Here is an 18349-nt window from a genome sequence, read left to right as displayed (position 1 = left end):
AAACGTGCATATTGCTTGAGAGGGAGGGGTGAAACTACCCCTCCCTTTGCTTATCCCGTATAATGTTTCGCCGTATGCCTACCATGAAGCAGAACATATCTTACTGGCACCAGCAGCTTATGCTTAAGCATGGCGCTACGGTAAAGCACGTCGTGAAAAGCGCCGTGCTGCTGATCTTTGCGGCTTTGGTGCTGGAAACGTTCGTGTTCAACTTCAACTACTTCCGGACGGCGGGCTACCACACCACCAATTTGGACAACCGTTTGTCGCTGACGAAGACCCTCGATAACCAGTATCGCGTCACCGAAGTCAATCACGTCATCGAATTCAAGAACCTCAATTCCGAGGTCCATAACGTGTGGCTGAACTTCGATTACCGGCAGCCCGCGCAGCAGCTGAAGGTGAAGATCCAGTTCACCGACGAGGCTCACAGCACCTACTTCGATTCCACCGAGTACACGGTGGGCGTTCCCGAGGTGGACGTCAACACGCTGTGCGATCAAAGCGAGTACATCAATCTGAACACCACGGGCCTGGTGACCAATCTTAAGATCACCATCACCGGCGAGGATATCAACTACCCGGTGAAGCTTTCCGATGTGTCCATCAACGCACGGGAACCGTTCTTGTTCAACCAAACGCGTTTCTTGTTCACGTTGGGTATCTTGGCTCTTGCGTTCATCTTCCGTCCGAAGTCGGCCATCTACCGCATCGGCATCGTTCGCAATCCGCGTAAATCCAAGGCTGCGCTCATCACCGCCGTGGCGATCGAGATCGTGCTGCTCAGCTCGTATCTGTTCATGGGCTCGAATCTGGTTGGCGTCGCCACCAGCACGTACAATTCCGGCTCGTGGGATGGCACCGGCATTGCCAACACGTTCAAGGTCGGCGGCGAAAACGCCCAGCAATACGCTGAGCTTGCCAAGTCCATGGCTCATGGCCAGCTGTATCTGGAGGAAACGCCTCCGCAATGGCTCCAAGACATGGAAGACCCCTACGACAAGGGCGCACGTGACGAGCTGCAGAAGGAAACGGGCGAGGAGTACCTGTTCGACGTCGCATACCACGATGGTCACTACTATGTGTACTTCGGCGTGGTGCCCGTGCTCGTGTTTTACTTGCCGTTCTATTTGCTAACGGGGTCGAATTTTCCCACAGCCATCGGCGTGCTCATAGCCGTCATCATGTTTGTGCTGGGGTGTTCGGCGTTGCTTGACAGGTTTGCGCGCTATCACTTCAAGCGAGTCAGCCTGGGCTTGTACCTGTTGCTGCAGATCCCGCTGGTCATGTGCTGCGGCATCCTGTATTTGCTGAAGTTCCCCACGTTCTATTCGCTTCCCATTTCCATGGGGCTGGCGTTCTCGGTGTGGGGCTTGTATCTGTGGATGCGCGGCCGTGCGGCGAAGCGTCCTTGCGGTTGGTATTTGGGCGGGAGCCTGTGCATGGCCCTGGTTGTCGGGTGCCGCCCGCAGCTGATTGTGCTGTCGCTGGTGGCATTCCCGCTGTTCTGGCGCAAGTACATCACGAAGCGGACCATCCTTACGCGTAAGGGCGCGATCGAGTTTGCGTGCTTGATGGCGCCGTATATCGTGGTGGCGGCGGGCCTCATGCTGTACAACCATGCTCGTTTCGGCAGCTTCACCGATTTCGGCGCGAACTACAACCTGACGGTCAACGACATGACAAAGCGCGGTTGGAACATCGGGCGTTTGGCTCCGGCGCTGTTCGCATACTTCCTGCAGCCGCCTTCCATGACCGGCGTGTTCCCGTTTGTGCAGCCTGCTCCGTTTGAGACCACCTACTTGGGGCAGACCATCAAGGAGATCACGTTCGGCGGCGTGCTGGCATGCCTTCCCATCCTGTGGATCCTGCCGTTCTCGCGCCGTATCCTGGCATTGCGCTTCAAAACGCGCTCAACCCGGACCATTGCGGGCGTCATCATCGCCTTGCTGTTCGGTGGCGTGGTGGTTGCGCTGATGGATGCGCAGATGGCGGGTATCTTGCAGCGCTACTACGCGGACTTCAGCTTCATGTTCCTGGCGGCATCGGTGCTTTTGGCGTTCATCGTCAACGAGAACCTCAGGCCCGGATCGACGGCACAGGTGCTGCTCATGAAGGGGCTGCTGACGCTCGTCTGCATCTCGGTGCTGTACGTCGCGCTTCTCTGCTTCGTTCCGGAAACCGGATGGTTCTCCGATATCTACCCCTGGTCGTATCAGGACATCATCGAGACGGTGCTGTTCTGGACCTAGGCGGCAGCGCGCGGCGGGCGAATGCTGCGCGTGCTAATTCCCATTATCAACCCCGACCGATTTTCAATGGCGAAAGAGAGGGCATCACATGCAACTGTTCATCGAGGAGACCTACGAGGATATGAGCCGCCGCGCGGCGGATCTGATCGCCGCCCAGCTGATCGTGGACCCGGCTTCCACGCTGGGTCTGGCCACCGGCTCCACGCCCATCGGGCTGTATGCCGACCTGGTGGAGGACTTCCAGGCCGACCGTATCAGCTTCGAGCAGGTTACCACGTTCAACCTGGACGAGTACCGCGGCCTGTCCCCCGAGCACGACCAGAGCTATCGCTACTTCATGCAGAAGAACCTCTTCGACCATGTCGACATCGACCCTGAGGCAACGAGCGTCCCCGACGGCGCCAATCCTGATGCACAGGCTGCTTGCGAGTCTTACGAGCAGGCCATCGGCGAAGCCGGTGGCATCGACCTGCAGCTGCTGGGTCTGGGCCACAACGGCCACATCGGCTTCAACGAGCCCTGCGACGAGTTCCCCGTGCGCACCCATGTGGTCGAGCTGACGGAGAGCACCATCAACGCCAACAGCCGTCTGTTCGAGTCCATCGACCAGGTTCCCCGCGAGGCCTACACCATGGGCATCGGCACCATCATGAAGGCGCGTGCCATCCTGGTGGTGGCCAGCGGCGTCGATAAGGCGCAGATCGTGCGCGACGCGTTCTTCGGCCCCGTCACGCCGCAGGTTCCCGCGTCCGTGCTGCAGCTGCACCCAAACGTTACCGTCGTGGTGGACGCCGAGGCCGGCTCGCTGCTGTAAGGTGGACCGGTGCCATAATCGATAACACATTCGAAGGGCTTTCCGCGCATGCGGAAGGCCCTTCCATATTTGAAAGGAGCATGCGGGTATGCGCATTGCAAACGGCAAGGTGTTCGACGGTCAATGCTTCCGCGAACGCGATGTGGTGGTGGAGGGGCAGACCTTCTCCAGCATCGAGACATCGGGAGACGTAGCGTGCGGCGCGGGTGGCGCTGCCGATGCGCTGGACGCTTCGGGATGTTATGTGATCCCAGGCCTGATAGATGTGCACTTCCACGGTGCCATGGGCCACGATTTCTGCGATGCGTCCGATGAGGGCATCTCCGCCATCGCGGCATACGAGGCAAGCCGTGGCGTGACCTCCATCTGCCCGACCACCATGACGCTTCCTGAAGAGCGCCTGGCTCCCATCGTGGCCAGCGTGGCCGCGCATGAAGCAGCAGCGGGGGAGGCCGGGATCGTGGGCATCAACATGGAAGGTCCCTATATCGCCCCCGATAAGGTGGGCGCGCAGAACCCCGCATACGTGCGCAGCGCCTCCATCGAAGAGTTCGGCCGCCTGCAGCACCAGGCGAAGGGCCTCATCAAGCTGGTTGACGTGGCTCCCGAGCAGCCGGGCAACCTGGAGTTCATCCGCCAGATGTCCCATGACGTGCGCGTCTCCGTAGCCCATACGTGCACGGGCTATGATGACGCGTGCGCGGCCTTCGATGCTGGCGCGCGCCATATGACGCACCTGTTCAATGCTATGCCCGCGTTGCATCATCGAGAGCCCGGCCCCATTGCCGCCGGTGCGGAGCGAAACGACGTAACAGCCGAGATCATCGCCGACGGCGTGCATATCCATCCTGCTATGGTACGCCTGGCGTTCGCCCTGTTCGGCGATGACCGCATGATCTTGATCAGCGACAGCCTGCGCGCCTGCGGGCTGGGGGATGGCGAATACGAGTTGGGCGGCCAGCAGTTCTTCGTCAAGGGCAACCGCGCCACGATCGCCAACGGCAGCCTTGCCGGCAGCGTCTCCGACGTGATGGCGTGCATGCGCACGGCGGTGCGCACCATGGGCATCCCCTTGACCAGCGCTGTGAAGGCCGCGACGGTCAACCCGGCCCGCGCCTTGGGACTTGACGGCAAGCTGGGCGCCATCGCCCCGGGCTATCAGGCCGACGCCGTGGTGCTCGACCGCGATCTGAACATCAAGCACGTGGTGCTTCGAGGAAAGGTGATCGCGTAGCGTTGGGGTGCTCGGCTGCGCCGCAGCCATGAGGCTTGCGCCGTTCGGGCGCCCGTTCGCACCGTAAGGCGGATTCCATCCTTTGTTTGTGAAACGTTCGCCAGTTCGTTGACGAACCGCGAACCTCGATACTATCCTCATTGAAGTTGGCTCAACAGAAAGAAAGAGGCAAGGTACTCATCATGACCGATTCCCCGTTCCACGGCGTAATCCCCCCGGTGGTCATCCCGCTGACCGAGAAGAAGCAGCTTGACCTGGAGGCCTTCGAGTGCTCCATCAACCGTATGATCGACGCCGGCGTCGACGGCTTGTTCTTCCTGGGCTCCTCGGGCGAGGTCGCGTTCCTCACCGACGCCCAGCGTTACCATGTGCTGCAGGAGGCCGTGGCCATCGTGAACCATCGCGTGCCCGTGCTTGCCGGCGTCATCGACATGGAAACCCTGCGCGTGGTCGATCAGGCCAAGCGTGCCAAGGGCTTTGGCGTCGACGCGCTGGTCGCCACCGCCCCGTTCTACGCCCTGGGCGGCCCGAAGGAGACCGAGCGTCACTTCCGCGCCATCCGCGAGCATACCGACCTGCCGCTGTTCGCCTACGACCTGCCCGTGTGCGTGCATACCAAGCTCGACCCCACCATGCTGGTGCGTCTGGGCAAGGACGGCGTGTTGCAGGGCGTGAAGGACTCCTCCGGCGACGACGTCAGCTTCCGCTGGCTGGTGCTGGAGAACGAGGACGCCGGTCATCCGCTGCAGCTGCTCACCGGCCATGAGGTGTGCGTCGACGGCGCGTACCTGGCAGGCGCCGACGGTAGCGTGCCGGGCCTGGCCAACCTCGACCCGCACAGCTACGTGGAGCAGTGGAAGGCCGCTCAGGCCGGCGACTGGAACCGCGTCAAGGAGATCCAGGATCACCTTGCCCGTCTGATGTTCCTGACCCGCGTGGTCAAGGCCACCGTCGGCTTCGGCGCCGGCGTGGGCGCGTTCAAGACGGCTCTGTGGCAGATGGGCGTGTTCAACACGAACCAGATGCGCGAGCCCGTCCAGCCGCTCGAGGGCGAGGACGTCGCGGCCATCGTCGAGGTCATCAAGAAGGCCGGCCTCATGGACGCGGACGCTCCCATCCGCAAGTAGCTTTTCTTCGCTTTTGCAAGCCGGCGCAGGTTCCACCCGCGCCGGCTTTTTTGTTTGCGGTACCATGGTTGACACCAGGTGATAAGGTGCTTTTCGAAAAGGGAAGGGTGGGGTGCATGGAATATCCCGCATACGTTGCGGCGCTTGATATCGGCGGCACGAAGATCGCCGGCGCGCTGCTGCGATACGAGCAGATCGACGCTGCCCCTGAAGTCGTGTTCGAAACCCAGGTGCCCACGCAGGCGCAGCGTGGGGGCGGCCCTGTGCTCGTCACCGTGTGCGATGTGGCGAACACGGTGCTTGCCGAGGCGCGCTCGCGCCGAGAGCAGGTGCTCGGCATCGGCGTGTCCACTGCGGGCCGCGTGGATGCGGTCACGGGCGGCATCGCGTACGCTAATGAGATCATGCCCGGGTGGACCGGCCAGCCCATCAAGGAGCGCTTGCAGGAGTCTTGCGAGCTGCCGGTGTCGGTGCTCAACGACGTGCAGGCCCATGCGCTCGGCGAGGCACGCTGGGGCGCTGCCAGCGGGGCCGATACCTGCATGATGATCGCTGCCGGCACGGGCATCGGCGGCGCCGTGATCGCCCATGGGCGCTTGGTTCGCGGCAACCACGGTTTCGCCGGCGAGATCGGGCATATCGCCTGTTCGCAGGCTGTAGGTATCCCGTGCGTGTGCGGCGGTGCCGGCCATTTGGAGCTGGTGGCGTCGGGGAGCGGCATCGAGGCGCGCTATGCTGAGATCACGGGCAACCATATCGATGGTGCCGAGATCTCCCGCCGTGCAGCCGAGGGCGAGCCTGCGGCGCACAAGGTTATCATGACCGCCGGCATCGCCCTGGGCGAGGCCATCGCGGGCATCACGAACCTGCTCGATCCCGATATGGTGGTCATCGGCGGCTCGGTGCCCAAGGCGGGCACGAAGTGGCGTGCGGCGGTACAGGAGGGCTTCGAGCGCCAGATCCCGCTGGCGCAGCGCGGTCTGCCTATCCTTGCGGCCGAGCTGGGCGGGCACGCCCCGCTTATCGGCGCGGCCGAGGATCTGCTGGATTACTTGGAGGATGTCAAGGTCCGGCAGGAACTGGACGAGTTTGACGACGCCGAGGGTTTTGAAGCTCTCGGCGAGCCGCATGACTCCCAAGAGCAGCAGAATGGGGAAGAGCCGCAGGAGTAGTTTTCATCGGCATATCGCAGCGCCCGGCGCCGTGGATTCGCGGCTGCGGGCGCCACTGGTTTTCGAATTTTGAAAGGACGGGGAAATGGATCCCATCATCGAGCAATTGCGCGGCAAGGTCATCGCCAGCTGCCAGGCATATATGGGCGAGCCGCTGCGCCACCCCGAGACCATGGCGCAGATGGCCCGTGCATGCGAGCTGGGCGGCGCCGGCGGCATCCGCTGCCAGGGCCTGTCCGATATCGCGGCCATCAAAGGCCGCACCGAGGTGCCTGTCATCGGCATCTGGAAGGAAGGCCATGAGGGCGTCTACATCACGCCCACGCTGCGTCATGCCCGCGCCTGCGTGATGGCCGGTGCCGACATCGTGGCCATCGACGCCACCGATCGCCCGCGCCCCGACGGCAAGACGCTTGAGGACACGGTACGTCCGCTGAAGGAGGAGGGTGTGCTCGTGATGGCGGACTGCTCTACCATCGAGGACATCCGCCATGCGTTCGCCATCGGCTGCGATATCGCCTCCACCACGCTCTCGCACCCTGGCGCCGCCATCGATTGCGGCATGGCCGACGGCCCGGATGTGGTGCTGGTGCGCCAGGCGGTGGAAGAGTTCCCCGGCAAGCCCGTCATCTGCGAGGGCCGCGTGCACACGCCTGCCGACGCCAAGGCTGCCATGGACGCCGGTGCGTGGGCCGTCGTGGTCGGCACCGCTATCACGCACCCCACAAGCATCACCAGCTGGTTCGTGGAGGCTACTGGCAAGTAGGTTTTAGCAGTCCCATCGGAAGCCCCGTCTTTGTTGGTCGGGGCTTCTGTTTGTCCCGTTCGATGAGCCCTTGCTCGGTACTCCAGTCGCTCAGACAGTCCTCGCTTGGTGGAACAGTCCACTGGGCTGTTCCAGTCGCTGCGGAACTCGCTTTATGAGGTATCGAGCAAGAGCTCATCTGTGTTAATCGGATTGTTGGCTTGCCGATAACAAGGGCTTCCTAGGTTATACGTTATTGCTTCTGAAATGTAACCAAATGAAAATCGCCCCCGCTGCTCTTGCGAGCGGCGGGGGCGATTGCGTTTCCCGTTAGGGTAGCGCGTTGGAAGGCTACTTGCCCAGGTCGGGATGGAGCAGGGATGGGGCGGCGCCCAGGAGCAGGCGCGTGTAGTCGTCCTTGGGGTTGTTGAAGATCTGCTCGGCAGTGCCGCGCTCAACGGCCTGACCATGGTTCATGACGATGATCTGGTCGGAGATGTAGCGCACCGTCTGGATGTCATGGCTGATGAACACCATGGCAAGGTTGAGCTCCTTCTTCAGATCCATCAGCAGGTTGAGAATCTGGGCGCGCACGGACACGTCGAGTGCCGAGGTGGGCTCGTCGGCGATGATGGCGTCGGGCTTCAGGGACAGCGCACGGGCGATTGCCACGCGCTGACGCTGGCCGCCGGACATCTGGCCGGGCAGCGCCTCAAGGACGCTGTTGGGAAGGCCCACCATCTCGATGAGCTCGCGCACGCGGGCTTCGCGGGACTTCGCGTCGCCCACCTTGTGCACGATCATGGGGTCCATGAGCTGTTCGCGGACGGTCATGCGCGCGTTCAGGGCCGTTGCCGGGTCCTGGAACACGACGGAGATGACGCGGCCGATGATCTTACGCTGCGCTGCGGAGCGCTTCGTGACATCGGTGCCCTTGAAGTACACATGGCCGGACGTGGGGGTCTGCAGACCGCACATGACGTTAGCCGTAGTGGACTTGCCGCAGCCGGACTCGCCGACGATGCCGATGGTCTGGCCCGACATGAGCTTCAGGGACAGGCCGTTCACGGCGTGGACCTTGTTGGGGTGCAGCAGGGAGCCGGTACGCGTCTTGAACACCACGTGGATATCATCAAGGAAGATGATAGGCGTCTGCTCGTCGTTGTTGGCGACGGCTGCACTGTTGGTTGCTTCGGCCATTAGTTCGCACCTCCCGTGAGATAAGGCTTGACGCCGATGCGCTTCAGCTCGCTGTCAGGCAGCTCGGCGTAATAGTGGTCGGAATTCGCCACGCGCTTGAGCATGGGTCGCACGTTCGACGTCTTGTCCGGATGGCTGGAGCGCGGACGGAAGCGGTCGCCTTCGGGGAAGTCCTTCGGCGAAGGCACCGAGCCGGGAACCTGATGCAGGCGCGCACCGCCGGCCTCGATGGACAGAACGGAGCCGAGCAGGCCGCGCGTGTACTCGTGGATGGGGTTGGTGAGGATCTCCTTCACCGGGCCCTGCTCCACAACCTGGCCAGCGTACATGACGGTGATGGAGTTGGCGACCTCGGCAACGAGCGCCAGGTCGTGGCTCACGAACACCATGGCGAAGCCAAGCTCGTGCTGCAGCTTGTTCAGCAGGTCGATGACCTGCTTCTGGACCGTCACGTCAAGGGCGGTGGTGGGCTCGTCGGCGATGACCAGCTTGGGGTCGCGCGTCAGGGCCATGGCGATGAGCACGCGCTGGCGCTGGCCGCCGGAGAGCTCGTGGGGATAGGAATCCAGCGTGCGCTTCGGGTCCAGGCCGACCAGCTCGAGCAGCTCCTCGGCAGAACGGGTGCCGCCGCGCTTAGTCAGCTGCTTCATCTGAGAGCGGATGAGCATGGAGGGGTTGAGCGAGGACAGGGCGTCCTGGTACACCATGGCGATCTCGCGGCCGCGCAGCTCGTTCATCTCCTTGTCGGAGAGGTTGAGCAGGTTCTTGCCGTCGTACATGATCTCGCCGGAGATCTCGGCCTTTTTGTCCAGCAGGCCCATGATAGCCAGGCTGGTGATGGACTTGCCGCAGCCGGACTCGCCCACAAGGCCCATGGTCTGGCGCGGACGCACCACGAAGCTGACATGGTCGACCACGTTCACGTCGCCATGGCGGGGGAACTTGATGCACAGGTCCTTGACTTCCAGGATGGGCGGCACGTCGGTGCGTGCCGCGAAGCGGTCGGTGCGCGTAAGCTCGGCTTCCTTAAGGGCGGCCAGGCGCTTGTTGAGCATATCGGCCTGAGCGGCGTAGGCCAGCGTCGGGTCGGCGACCATGCGGTCGGCCTCGCGGTCCTTGTTCAGGTCGTTCTCGTCGACCTTGACGGCGCTCTTCGGCGCGGCGATGGCGTCGGTGATGCCCTCGGAGACGATGTTGAGGCACAGAACGGTCAGCATGATCATGATGCCGGGGAACAGCGCCTGCCACCAACGGCCGGCCAGCACGCCGTTGCGGGCGTCGGCCAGGATGTTGCCCCAGGTGGGGGTGGGCTCGGGGATACCGGCGCTGATGAAGGCCAGGGAGGCTTCGAACACGATGGCGTCGGCCACGAGCACGATGGTGAACACGAGGACGGGAGCCACGCAGTTGCGCACAACGTGCTTCCACAGGATCCACGGGGCGCGGGCGCCGGAGACGACGACTGCGCGGACGTAGTCCTGGTTGTACTCGCTCATGACGTTGGCGCGAACAATACGGGCGATTTGCGGGATGTACAAAAAGCCGATGGCGAAGATGAGCGACGGCACGGAGTTGCCGAACACCACGATGAAGGTGGCGGCAAGCGCGATGCCGGGGAAGGACATGATGATGTCCAGGATACGCATGATGACGTCGGCGATGCGCGGGCGCACGACGGCGGCGATAGCGCCGATGATGGAGCCCACGACCAGCGCGAAGCCAGTAGCGCCTAGGCCGATGACCAGGGAGTACTTAGCGCCGCACATCAGGCGGGACATAACGTCGCGGCCCTTGTCGTCGGTGCCGAACAGGTGCGCGGAATCAGGCGCGCAGAACGAGGTGAAGATCTCGTAGGGGCTGTAGGGCGCGATGAAGTCGGCCAGCGCGGCCACTACGATGATAGCGATGAGGATGACCAGCGAGATACGCGCGCCGATGGTCATGTTCTTCCAGCGACGGAAGCGGACCTTGCCGGCGCCGTCCTCCATCTTCTTGGTGAGGTCGCCACGAAGTTGAACCATACTCTACACCGTCCTAATTCGCGGATCGATAAGGATGTAGAGCATGTCGACGATGACGTTCACGATGATGAACGTGATGGCGACGACGAGAACGACACCCTGAACCAACATGACGTAATTCGAGGTAACGCCGGAGACGATGGCCATGCCCATGCCCGGAAGGGCGAAGATGACCTCGAGGACCACGGCGCCGCCGATCATGTAGCCGAACTTCAGGCCAAGCACGGTGACGGGCGTGATCAGGGCGTTGCGCAGCACGTTGCGGGCGACGACGGTGCCGTAGGGGATGCCGAAGCCGCGGGCGGTGCGCACGTAGTCCTTGTCGAGCTCCTCGACCATGGACGTGCGGATGATGCGCGTCATCTGGCCGGTCAGCGGAACGGCAAGGGCGATGCCGGGCATTGCCATGCGCGCAAGCCATCCGCCGGGATCTGCCGTGAACGCAGGCAGGGGGCCGGAAGCGGGCAGCAGGTGCAGCGTGGAGGAGAACAGCAGGATGAACAGCACCGACAGCCAGAACGACGGCGTAGCGATGCAGGCGATGGAGAAGATGCGGATGACCTGGTCGGGCCAGCGGTCGCGATACAGGGCGGACACGACGCCGAGGATGGCGCTGGCGACGATGGCGATGATGAAGCCGAAGAAGCCGAGCTGCAGCGTGATGGGCAGCGCGGTGGCGATGCGAGCGGACACGGACTGGTTCGAGGGACCGAACGTGCCCAGATCGCCATGGAAGAAGCCGGCCATGTAGTCGCCGTAGCGAACGATCAGGGGATCGTTGAGGCCGTGCTCGACGCGGTAGGCCTCCAACTGGTCGGGTGACGCGTTTTCGCCAAGCGCCGAGAAGGCGGGGTCGATAGGCGAAAGCGACATCAGGAAGAAGACGAGAACGGTGACACCGAACACCATGATGGGCAGCCAAAGCAGGCGATTGCCGATCAATCGAAGCAGGTTGTTCACTCGATCCCCTCCTTTCTGTAGGCTCATAAGAGCATGCTTACGTTACATGGTTTGCCATCGTTCAGCTCACGCACGCTGGCAAACCTTCCACATTATACCGATTTGCAAGATTCCTTCGTGGATAAACGGCGAAATAGGATAACTAATCAGCCAGTTGCTTCTCGCAGACGTGCCACCAGTTGTTGCCGGTTCCTCGTGCGTATTCGCAGCCAACGCAGGGCTTCGTGCAGAACTCGGCGCTTCGCATCTGGTCGGAGAACAGATCGTGCCCCTCGTAAGGGGTGCGCGGCAGCTCGGGGTCGGCCTGCTCCATGCCGCGGATGAACATGGAGGCCATCTGCTTCATGCCAAGCGCGGTGGGGTGGGTGCCGTCGATGGCGTCGTAGTCGTAGCCGAACGCCTGCATGTCCACGAGATAGCAGTTGTCGGCGTCGTTGGCGGCAGCGCGGATGATCTTGTTGTACTCGTCGACGCAGATGCCGCGGAACCAGCGTGGGGACGTGGGGCGATGAGCACCTTTCACGCGGCCGGGAAGGAGCGTGGAGACCCAGATGCGGGCGTTCGGGTATTGGGCGTGCATCGTTGCCAGCATGCGGCGGTAGGATTCCTCGAAGTTGGCAAGGGTTCCTTCGGGGGCCATGCCCGCCACCTTGCCATGGTCCGGGCACTCGGCCGCAAGCTTCGGCGGAGCGGAAGGCGTTGCCGCGCAGATCTGCGCGTACCCCGAGCCCCAGCCGTAGTCGTTGATGCCGATATGCACGAGGATGTCATCGGGGGTACGCCCGTCGGCCTGCAGGTGCTCGATGCGCTCGGCCGAGGCGCCGACGGGGAAGTCGCGTCCCTCCACCACGCAACCCGACCAGGACGCGTTGGCCAGGAACTGCCCGTCGAAGTGGTCGATGACCTGGCCCCACCAGGTGTCGTGCGGCGTCTTCACGTCGGTGAGCTCAAGCTGCTCGCCTTCGAAGAACACGCGCCAGCCTTGCGGCAGGATGCCCTCGAAGGAGCTGATGGAGTCTCCGTATACGGAAAACAAACGTGTCATGCGGTGATAACCCCCCCTAAATCGAATTGACGTGAACATGGTATACGCTTCATGCGCATATGGGGTCAAGACGCAAAGAAAGCCCACCTCGCAATGAGGCGGGCTTTCCGGTTGCAGCCTATAACCTGGCGGTTATTACTTCAGCTTCGCGTTCTGGAAGTACAGGCCGGTGGTCGGGCTGGGCTCGAAGCCTTCGATGAGGCCGGCCCAGTAGCCGGTGACGACCTTCTTGTGGAACAGCGGGTACAGCGGCACTTCCTCGGAGATGATGTCGAAGCACTTGTTGTACGCCTCCTGGCGCGTGTTCGCATCGGTGGCCTTGCGAGCCTGGTCGAGGTACTCGTTGAACTCCTGGCACTTGCCGTCGCCGGCCTTAGCCCAGCAGGAACGGCCCTGGCACCAGTCGGTGTTCTCACCGTAGAACCAAGCCAGATGCACGTCGGCGTTCGTGCCGAAGCAGGAGACGTCGCCGGGGGCCAGGAACACGTCGAAGGGCAGGATCTCGTCGGTCTTGGAAGCGGCCATGGTGGGGTAGGGGGCAGCCTGTACGTCGAGCGTGACGTTCATGCCGACGGCCTGCAGGTCCTGCTGGATCTGAGCGGACAGGTCCTTGATCCAGTTGTCGATGACGAGCAGCTTGACCTCGAGGTTCTCCTGGCCGGCCTCCTTGAGCAGGGCCTTTGCCTTCTCGGGATCGTGCTTGTAGACCGTGGATGCCTCGTGGTAGGCCGGGTTGTCCTTCGGCAGGTAGGAGGTCAGCGTCTCAGCGTTGCCGCCCAGCTGGTTCTTGATCAGCTTGTCGTAGTCGATGGCGTAGTGGAAAGCCTGACGGACGCGCTTGTCGTTGAAGGGCTCCTTCTGGCAGTTGAACATCAGGAAGCCGATGCCGTAGCTGTCGACGCTGTCGACGGTGACGCCTGCGCCGACCAACTGGTCGATGTTGGAGAACGGGATGTTCTCGCCGGCGATGGCGGTACCCTCCTGCAGGGCGGTCACGCGAGCGGTGTTGTCAACGCGCACGAGCCACTGCATGGCGTCGGCGGAAGCCGGCTTCGGGCCGTTGTACTTGGGGTTGGGGACGAAGTTCAGCTCGCCGCCATCCTCGCCGTTGCACTCGCCGAAGGCCCAAGCACCGGAGCCGGTCGGCGGGGTGGTCATGGTCTCCTTGGTGATCTCGGCAGCCGGGAACACGCGGCACAGGGACAGGCGCTCTTTGAGCTGCTTGTCGCTGTCGACGAACGGGTAGGCCAGCGTGAAGGACACGGTGGCGTCGTCCTTGGCGGCAACGGTCTCGATGAAGGACAGCATGTCCTTGTAGGTGGCGTTGGCCTTGTTGGCCTCGATGACGGCCACGACGTCGGCGGCGGTCACGGCCTCGCCGTTGGAGAACGTGGCGCCTTCGCGCAGAGCGACCTCGTACTCGGTCTCGGAGACCTTGACGGGCTCGCCGGCGGCCAGAGCGGCGTTGGACTCGCCGGTGAAGTAATCCAGCTCATAGAGGCCCTCCAGGCAGTGCTGGATAGCGGGCAGCATCAGAGCGGAGCTTGCGCCGATGGGGTTGTAGTTAGCGTTCTTGTAGCTGCAAGCAGCGGTGATCACGCCGCCGGTGTTGGCAGCGGAGCCGCTGGGCTTGCCGCCCTCGGAAGAGGAGCTGCTGCCGCAGCCGCTCAGGGCCAGGCCGGCCGTTGCGGCGGCAACGGCGCTGCCCGCCAGGAAAGTGCGGCGAGACAGAGAATACTGCTGTTCCATGGGATTCCCTCCGTTCATCTGTCGAGGCGGCTTTTCGCCCCGAGCCTGCGCATGCGCCTTTCGCGCACGCACTACAGCAAACACGATGCATTATCCCTGAACGGGCTTCGAAAATAAAGAAGGGGTAAAGGTTTTACCCGGGCGTTACGGGGGAACCCCCTCGTGCGCAGGGCGTTTCGGGAAGGTCCTCGGAAGGGCTTGCCGGCGGCGGGCGGTTGCCATGGCGGGGTGAGCGGCAAGCGCGCCGGTCCCGGCGAGCGGGAGGGCCCCGTCTGGTCGAGACCGCTTGCCGAGAGCATCCGCCCCACGCCTGCTCAGAGTTAATCCGTGGGGTTTCGGCGTGCCGAGGCTGCTAATATAGGCGCATTGTACGGCCAGACGATGTTTCCGATCGCGCCGATCGGGGATAGCCTTAGGAGAAGAAATGACGAGAGAATTCAAGTCCATGGACGGCAACACCGCCGCAGCGCATGTCTCGTATGCGTTCACGGAGGTTGCCGGCATCTATCCCATCACCCCTTCCAGCCCCATGGCCGACCTGGTCGACCAGTGGTCGGCAGCCGGTAGGGAGAACATCTTCGGCACGAAGGTGAAGGTGTGCGAGATGCAGTCCGAGGGCGGTGCCGCCGGCGCCGTGCACGGCTCGCTGGCCGCCGGTGCCCTGACCACCACCTATACAGCCTCCCAGGGCCTGCTGCTCATGATCCCCAACATGTACAAGATCGCAGCCGAGCAGCTGCCGAGCGTCTTCCACGTCTCGGCCCGTACCGTTTCCACGCACGCGCTGAACATCTTCGGCGACCACTCCGACGTCATGGCCTGCCGTCAGACCGGCTTCGCCATGCTCGCCGAGGGCAACGTCCAGGAGGTCATGGACCTGTCCGCCGTCGCGCACCTGGCCGCCATCAAGGGCCGCGTGCCGTTCCTGAACTTCTTCGACGGCTTCCGTACCTCCCATGAGGTGCAGAAGGTGGCCGTGTGGGATTACGCCGACCTGGCCGACATGTGCGACTTCGACGCCGTGAAGGATTTCCGCGACCATGCGCTCAACCCCGAGCGTCCGCGCATGCGCGGCAGCCACGAGAACGGGGACATCTTCTTCCAGAACCGCGAAGCCTGCAACGGCATCTACGACGCGTTGCCGGCCGTGGTGGAAGAGTATATGGATAAGGTCAACGCCAAGCTGGGCACCGATTACAAGCTGTTCAACTACTACGGCTCCCCCGACGCCGAGCGCGTGATCGTCGCCATGGGCAGCATCTGCGACGTGGCCGAGGAGGTCATCGACTACCTGACCGCCCAGGGCGAGAAGGTGGGCCTGGTCAAGGTGCGCCTGTACCGTCCGTTCGTCACCGCCAAGTTCTCCGAGGCGCTGCCGGCCACCTGCAAGAAGCTGGCCGTGCTCGACCGCACCAAGGAGCCCGGCGCCCGCGATCCGCTGTACCTGGACGTCGTCAACGCGCTCATGGTCGAGGGCCGCGAGGGCATCAAGGTCTCCGGCGGCCGTTACGGCCTGGGCAGCAAGGACACGCCGCCCGCGTCCGTGTTCGCTATCTTCACCGAGCTGGCCAAGGACGAGCCGCGCGGCGAGTTCACCATCGGCATCGTCGACGACGTCACCGGGCTGTCCCTGCCCGAGGATGCGTCCGCTCCCAATACCGCAGCCGCCGGCACCATCGAGTGCAAGTTCTGGGGTCTGGGCGGCGACGGCACCGTCGGCGCGAACAAGAACTCCGTCAAGATCATCGGCGATCACACCGACAAGTACGTGCAGGCCTACTTCCAGTACGACTCGAAGAAGACCGGTGGCGTGACGATCAGCCACCTGCGCTTCGGCGATTCGCCCATCCGCAGCAGCTACTACATCAACAAGGCCGACTTCGTGGCGTGCCACAACCCCAGCTACATCACGAAGAACTTCCCGATCGTCAAGGACGTCAAGCCCGGCGGCACGTTCATGATCAACTGCCAGTGGACGCCCGAGGAGCTTGAGGAGCACCTGTCCGCCGAGGCTAAGCGCTACATCGCGGCCAACGACGTGCAGCTTTACACCATCAACGCCATCGACCTGGCCCGTCAGATCGGCATGGGCAAACGCACCAACACCATCCTGCAGTCCGCCTTCTTCACGCTGGCGAACATCCTGCCGGCCGAGGACGCCGTGCGCTACATGAAGGACGCCGCCACGCGCTCCTACCTGAAGAAGGGCCAGGAAGTCGTTGACATGAACCACCGCGCCATCGATGCGGGCGCCACGGCGTTCGTGAAGATCGACGTGCCCGCCGCCTGGGCCGATGCCGAGGACAACGCCGAGGTCGAGCACCTCGAGGGCCGTCCCGAGCTGGTCAAGCAGGTCCGCGAGATCATGGAGCCCGTCGGCCGCATGGCGGGCGACTCCCTGCCGGTCTCCGTGTTCGTCGACCATGCCGACGGCCAGTTCGAGCAGGGCGCTGCCGCCTACGAGAAGCGCGGCGTGTCCGTGTCCGTGGCGAAGTGGGATGCCGAGAAGTGCACCGAGTGCAACAGCTGCTCGTTCGTGTGCCCGCATGCCTGCATCCGCCCGTTCGGCCTGACCGACGAGGAGGCCGCCGCCGGCCCCGAGGCCATGGCCGTGCTGCCCATGAAGGGCAAGCACAAGGAGCTGAAGTACACGCTGGCCATCAGCCCGCTGGACTGCATGGGCTGCGGCGTGTGCGTGAAGGCCTGCCCGGCCGACGCGCTGACCATGGTCGGCGTCGAGGACGAGATGGCTCAGCAGGACGTGTTCGAGTACTGCGTGAACAAGATCGCCGACAAGCCCGAGATCGAGGGCACCACGCTGCGCGATAGCCAGTTCAAGCAGCCTTTGCTCGAGTTCTCCGGCGCCTGCGCCGGCTGCGCCCAGACGGCTTACGCCCGCCTGATCACCCAGCTCTACGGCGACCACATGTACATCTCCAACGCCACCGGCTGCTCTTCCATCTGGGGCGGTCCGGCTGCCACCAGCCCGTACACGGTCAACAAGCAGGGTCACGGCCCCGCATGGTCCAACAGCCTGTTCGAGGACAACGCCGAGCACGGCATGGGCATGAAGCTGGGCTATGAGGCCGTCAACGGCATGCTCGCTGCCGACGCCGCCATCCTGGTGGAGGCCGGCGCCGCCGCCGAGGCCGCCCAGGCTTGGCTCGACGCTCGCGGCGACAAGGCCGCCAGCCGTCAGACCGCCGACGCCCTGATCGCCGCCCTGCCCGAGGTTGCCGCCGGCGAAGGCGCCGCAGCCGAGGCCGCGCAGCGCATCCTGGATCACAAGGAGTACCTGGCCAAGAAGTCCGTCTGGATCTTCGGCGGCGACGGCTGGGCCTATGACATCGGCTACGGCGGACTCGATCACGTGCTGGCATCCGGCGAGGACGTGAACATCTTCGTGTTCGACACCGAGGTCTACTCCAACACCGGCGGCCAGGCTTCCAAGGCTTCCAACATCGGCCAGGTGGCGCAGTTCGCCGCCGCCGGCAAGGACGTCAAGAAGAAGTCGCTCGCCGAGATCGCCATGGCGTACGGTTACGTGTACGTGGCCCAGGTGGCCATGGGCGCTAAGCCGGCCCAGACGCTCAAGGCCATCACCGAGGCCGAGGCATATCACGGCCCGTCCATCATCATCGCGTACTCCCCGTGCGAGATGCACTCCATCAAGGGCGGCATGAGCAACTGCCAGACCGAGATGAAGAAGGCCGTGGACTGCGGTTACTGGAACCTGTTCCGCTTCAACCCGGCAGCCGACGCCGGCAAGAAGTTCACGCTGGACTGCAAGGAGCCTGCTGGCGGTTACCAGGAGTTCCTCATGAACGAGGCCCGCTACAGCCGCCTGACCCGCGAGTTCCCGGAGCGCGCCGGCGAGCTGTTCGAGCGCAACGAGAAGGCCGCCATCGAGCGTTACGATCACCTGGTGCGCCTGAAGGCCATGTACGACGGCGAGTAGTTCGTCCGTCCAGCGCGGTACCGCGTTTCCGCCGGCAAGAGCTTTGCCGCGGGATGTCGGGGGCGTGCTGAG

At 63.5% G+C, this 18349-nt stretch carries 12 protein-coding genes; 7 read left to right on the top strand and 5 right to left on the bottom strand.

Annotation, left to right across the window (positions count from 1 at the left end; all coding sequences use genetic code 11):
* The first annotated feature begins 74 nt into the window (after positions 1 to 74).
* The 6 genes from DW178_RS02835 to DW178_RS02810 all read left to right on the top strand — a co-directional run bounded on the left by DW178_RS02835 (position 75) and on the right by DW178_RS02810 (position 7365).
* On the top strand, positions 75 to 2252 hold the full coding sequence (locus DW178_RS02835; protein WP_118349627.1) for a cytochrome C oxidase Cbb3: 2178 nt from the start codon (positions 75 to 77) through the stop codon (positions 2250 to 2252).
* A gap of 88 nt (positions 2253 to 2340) precedes the next feature.
* Complete coding sequence (nagB, locus tag DW178_RS02830) at positions 2341 to 3066, top strand: glucosamine-6-phosphate deaminase (protein ID WP_118349604.1); 726 nt, start codon at positions 2341 to 2343, stop codon at positions 3064 to 3066.
* An 88-nt stretch (positions 3067 to 3154) separates the two neighbouring features.
* Positions 3155 to 4300 carry an N-acetylglucosamine-6-phosphate deacetylase gene (gene nagA, locus DW178_RS02825; RefSeq protein ID WP_118349603.1) on the top strand — a complete coding sequence of 382 codons (1146 nt, stop codon included), beginning with the start codon at positions 3155 to 3157 and terminating at the stop codon, positions 4298 to 4300.
* Between the two features lie 182 nt (positions 4301 to 4482).
* Complete coding sequence (locus DW178_RS02820; RefSeq protein WP_118349602.1) at positions 4483 to 5427, top strand: dihydrodipicolinate synthase family protein; 945 nt, start codon at positions 4483 to 4485, stop codon at positions 5425 to 5427.
* Between the two features lie 116 nt (positions 5428 to 5543).
* The gene (locus tag DW178_RS02815) at positions 5544 to 6599 is read left to right on the top strand and encodes an ROK family protein (RefSeq protein ID WP_118349601.1); all 1056 of its coding nucleotides are present in this window, start codon (positions 5544 to 5546) and stop codon (positions 6597 to 6599) included.
* Between the two features lie 85 nt (positions 6600 to 6684).
* Positions 6685 to 7365, top strand: coding sequence for an N-acetylmannosamine-6-phosphate 2-epimerase (locus DW178_RS02810; protein WP_118349600.1), 681 nt, complete (start codon positions 6685 to 6687; stop codon positions 7363 to 7365).
* Between the two features lie 330 nt (positions 7366 to 7695).
* On the opposite strand, the gene DW178_RS02805 is transcribed toward DW178_RS02810, so the two are convergent.
* The 5 genes from DW178_RS02805 to DW178_RS02785 form a co-directional block, all read right to left on the bottom strand.
* On the bottom strand, positions 7696 to 8544 hold the full coding sequence (locus tag DW178_RS02805; protein WP_118349599.1) for an ABC transporter ATP-binding protein: 849 nt from the start codon (positions 8542 to 8544) through the stop codon (positions 7696 to 7698).
* Entirely contained in the window at positions 8544 to 10565 is a 2022-nt protein-coding gene (locus DW178_RS02800) for a dipeptide/oligopeptide/nickel ABC transporter permease/ATP-binding protein (protein WP_118349598.1), read from the bottom strand. The genes DW178_RS02805 and DW178_RS02800 overlap by 1 nt, the downstream gene beginning before the upstream one ends.
* 3 nt (positions 10566 to 10568) lie before the next feature.
* Positions 10569 to 11525, bottom strand: coding sequence for an ABC transporter permease (locus DW178_RS02795; RefSeq protein WP_118349597.1), 957 nt, complete (start codon positions 11523 to 11525; stop codon positions 10569 to 10571).
* A 142-nt stretch (positions 11526 to 11667) separates the two neighbouring features.
* The gene (locus DW178_RS02790; RefSeq protein ID WP_158574007.1) at positions 11668 to 12570 is read right to left on the bottom strand and encodes an SGNH/GDSL hydrolase family protein; all 903 of its coding nucleotides are present in this window, start codon (positions 12568 to 12570) and stop codon (positions 11668 to 11670) included.
* 135 nt (positions 12571 to 12705) lie between these two features.
* Positions 12706 to 14319, bottom strand: coding sequence for an ABC transporter substrate-binding protein (locus DW178_RS02785; protein ID WP_118349595.1), 1614 nt, complete (start codon positions 14317 to 14319; stop codon positions 12706 to 12708).
* A 424-nt stretch (positions 14320 to 14743) separates the two neighbouring features.
* On the opposite strand from DW178_RS02785, the gene nifJ reads away from it, so the two are divergent.
* Positions 14744 to 18277 carry a pyruvate:ferredoxin (flavodoxin) oxidoreductase gene (gene nifJ, locus DW178_RS02780; RefSeq protein WP_118349594.1) on the top strand — a complete coding sequence of 1178 codons (3534 nt, stop codon included), beginning with the start codon at positions 14744 to 14746 and terminating at the stop codon, positions 18275 to 18277.
* The last annotated feature ends 72 nt before the right edge of the window (positions 18278 to 18349 follow it).

This window comes from Eggerthella sp. AM16-19 (assembly GCF_003474385.1).
In the GTDB taxonomy this organism is placed as follows: Bacteria; Actinomycetota; Coriobacteriia; order Coriobacteriales; family Eggerthellaceae; genus Senegalimassilia.
The sequence above is the reverse complement of the archived record's forward strand: the minus strand, read 5'-3'. Positions and strand labels throughout refer to the sequence as shown.

Coding starts and splice junctions, on each gene's coding strand:
- DW178_RS02835 (WP_118349627.1), top strand. CDS start 75: ATGCCTACCATGAAGCAGAACATATCTTACTGGCACCAGCAGCTTATG.
- nagB (WP_118349604.1), top strand. CDS start 2,341: ATGCAACTGTTCATCGAGGAGACCTACGAGGATATGAGCCGCCGCGCG.
- nagA (WP_118349603.1), top strand. CDS start 3,155: ATGCGCATTGCAAACGGCAAGGTGTTCGACGGTCAATGCTTCCGCGAA.
- DW178_RS02820 (WP_118349602.1), top strand. CDS start 4,483: ATGACCGATTCCCCGTTCCACGGCGTAATCCCCCCGGTGGTCATCCCG.
- DW178_RS02815 (WP_118349601.1), top strand. CDS start 5,544: ATGGAATATCCCGCATACGTTGCGGCGCTTGATATCGGCGGCACGAAG.
- DW178_RS02810 (WP_118349600.1), top strand. CDS start 6,685: ATGGATCCCATCATCGAGCAATTGCGCGGCAAGGTCATCGCCAGCTGC.
- DW178_RS02805 (WP_118349599.1), bottom strand. CDS start 8,544: ATGGCCGAAGCAACCAACAGTGCAGCCGTCGCCAACAACGACGAGCAG.
- DW178_RS02800 (WP_118349598.1), bottom strand. CDS start 10,565: ATGGTTCAACTTCGTGGCGACCTCACCAAGAAGATGGAGGACGGCGCC.
- DW178_RS02790 (WP_158574007.1), bottom strand. CDS start 12,570: ATGACACGTTTGTTTTCCGTATACGGAGACTCCATCAGCTCCTTCGAG.
- DW178_RS02785 (WP_118349595.1), bottom strand. CDS start 14,319: ATGGAACAGCAGTATTCTCTGTCTCGCCGCACTTTCCTGGCGGGCAGC.
- nifJ (WP_118349594.1), top strand. CDS start 14,744: ATGACGAGAGAATTCAAGTCCATGGACGGCAACACCGCCGCAGCGCAT.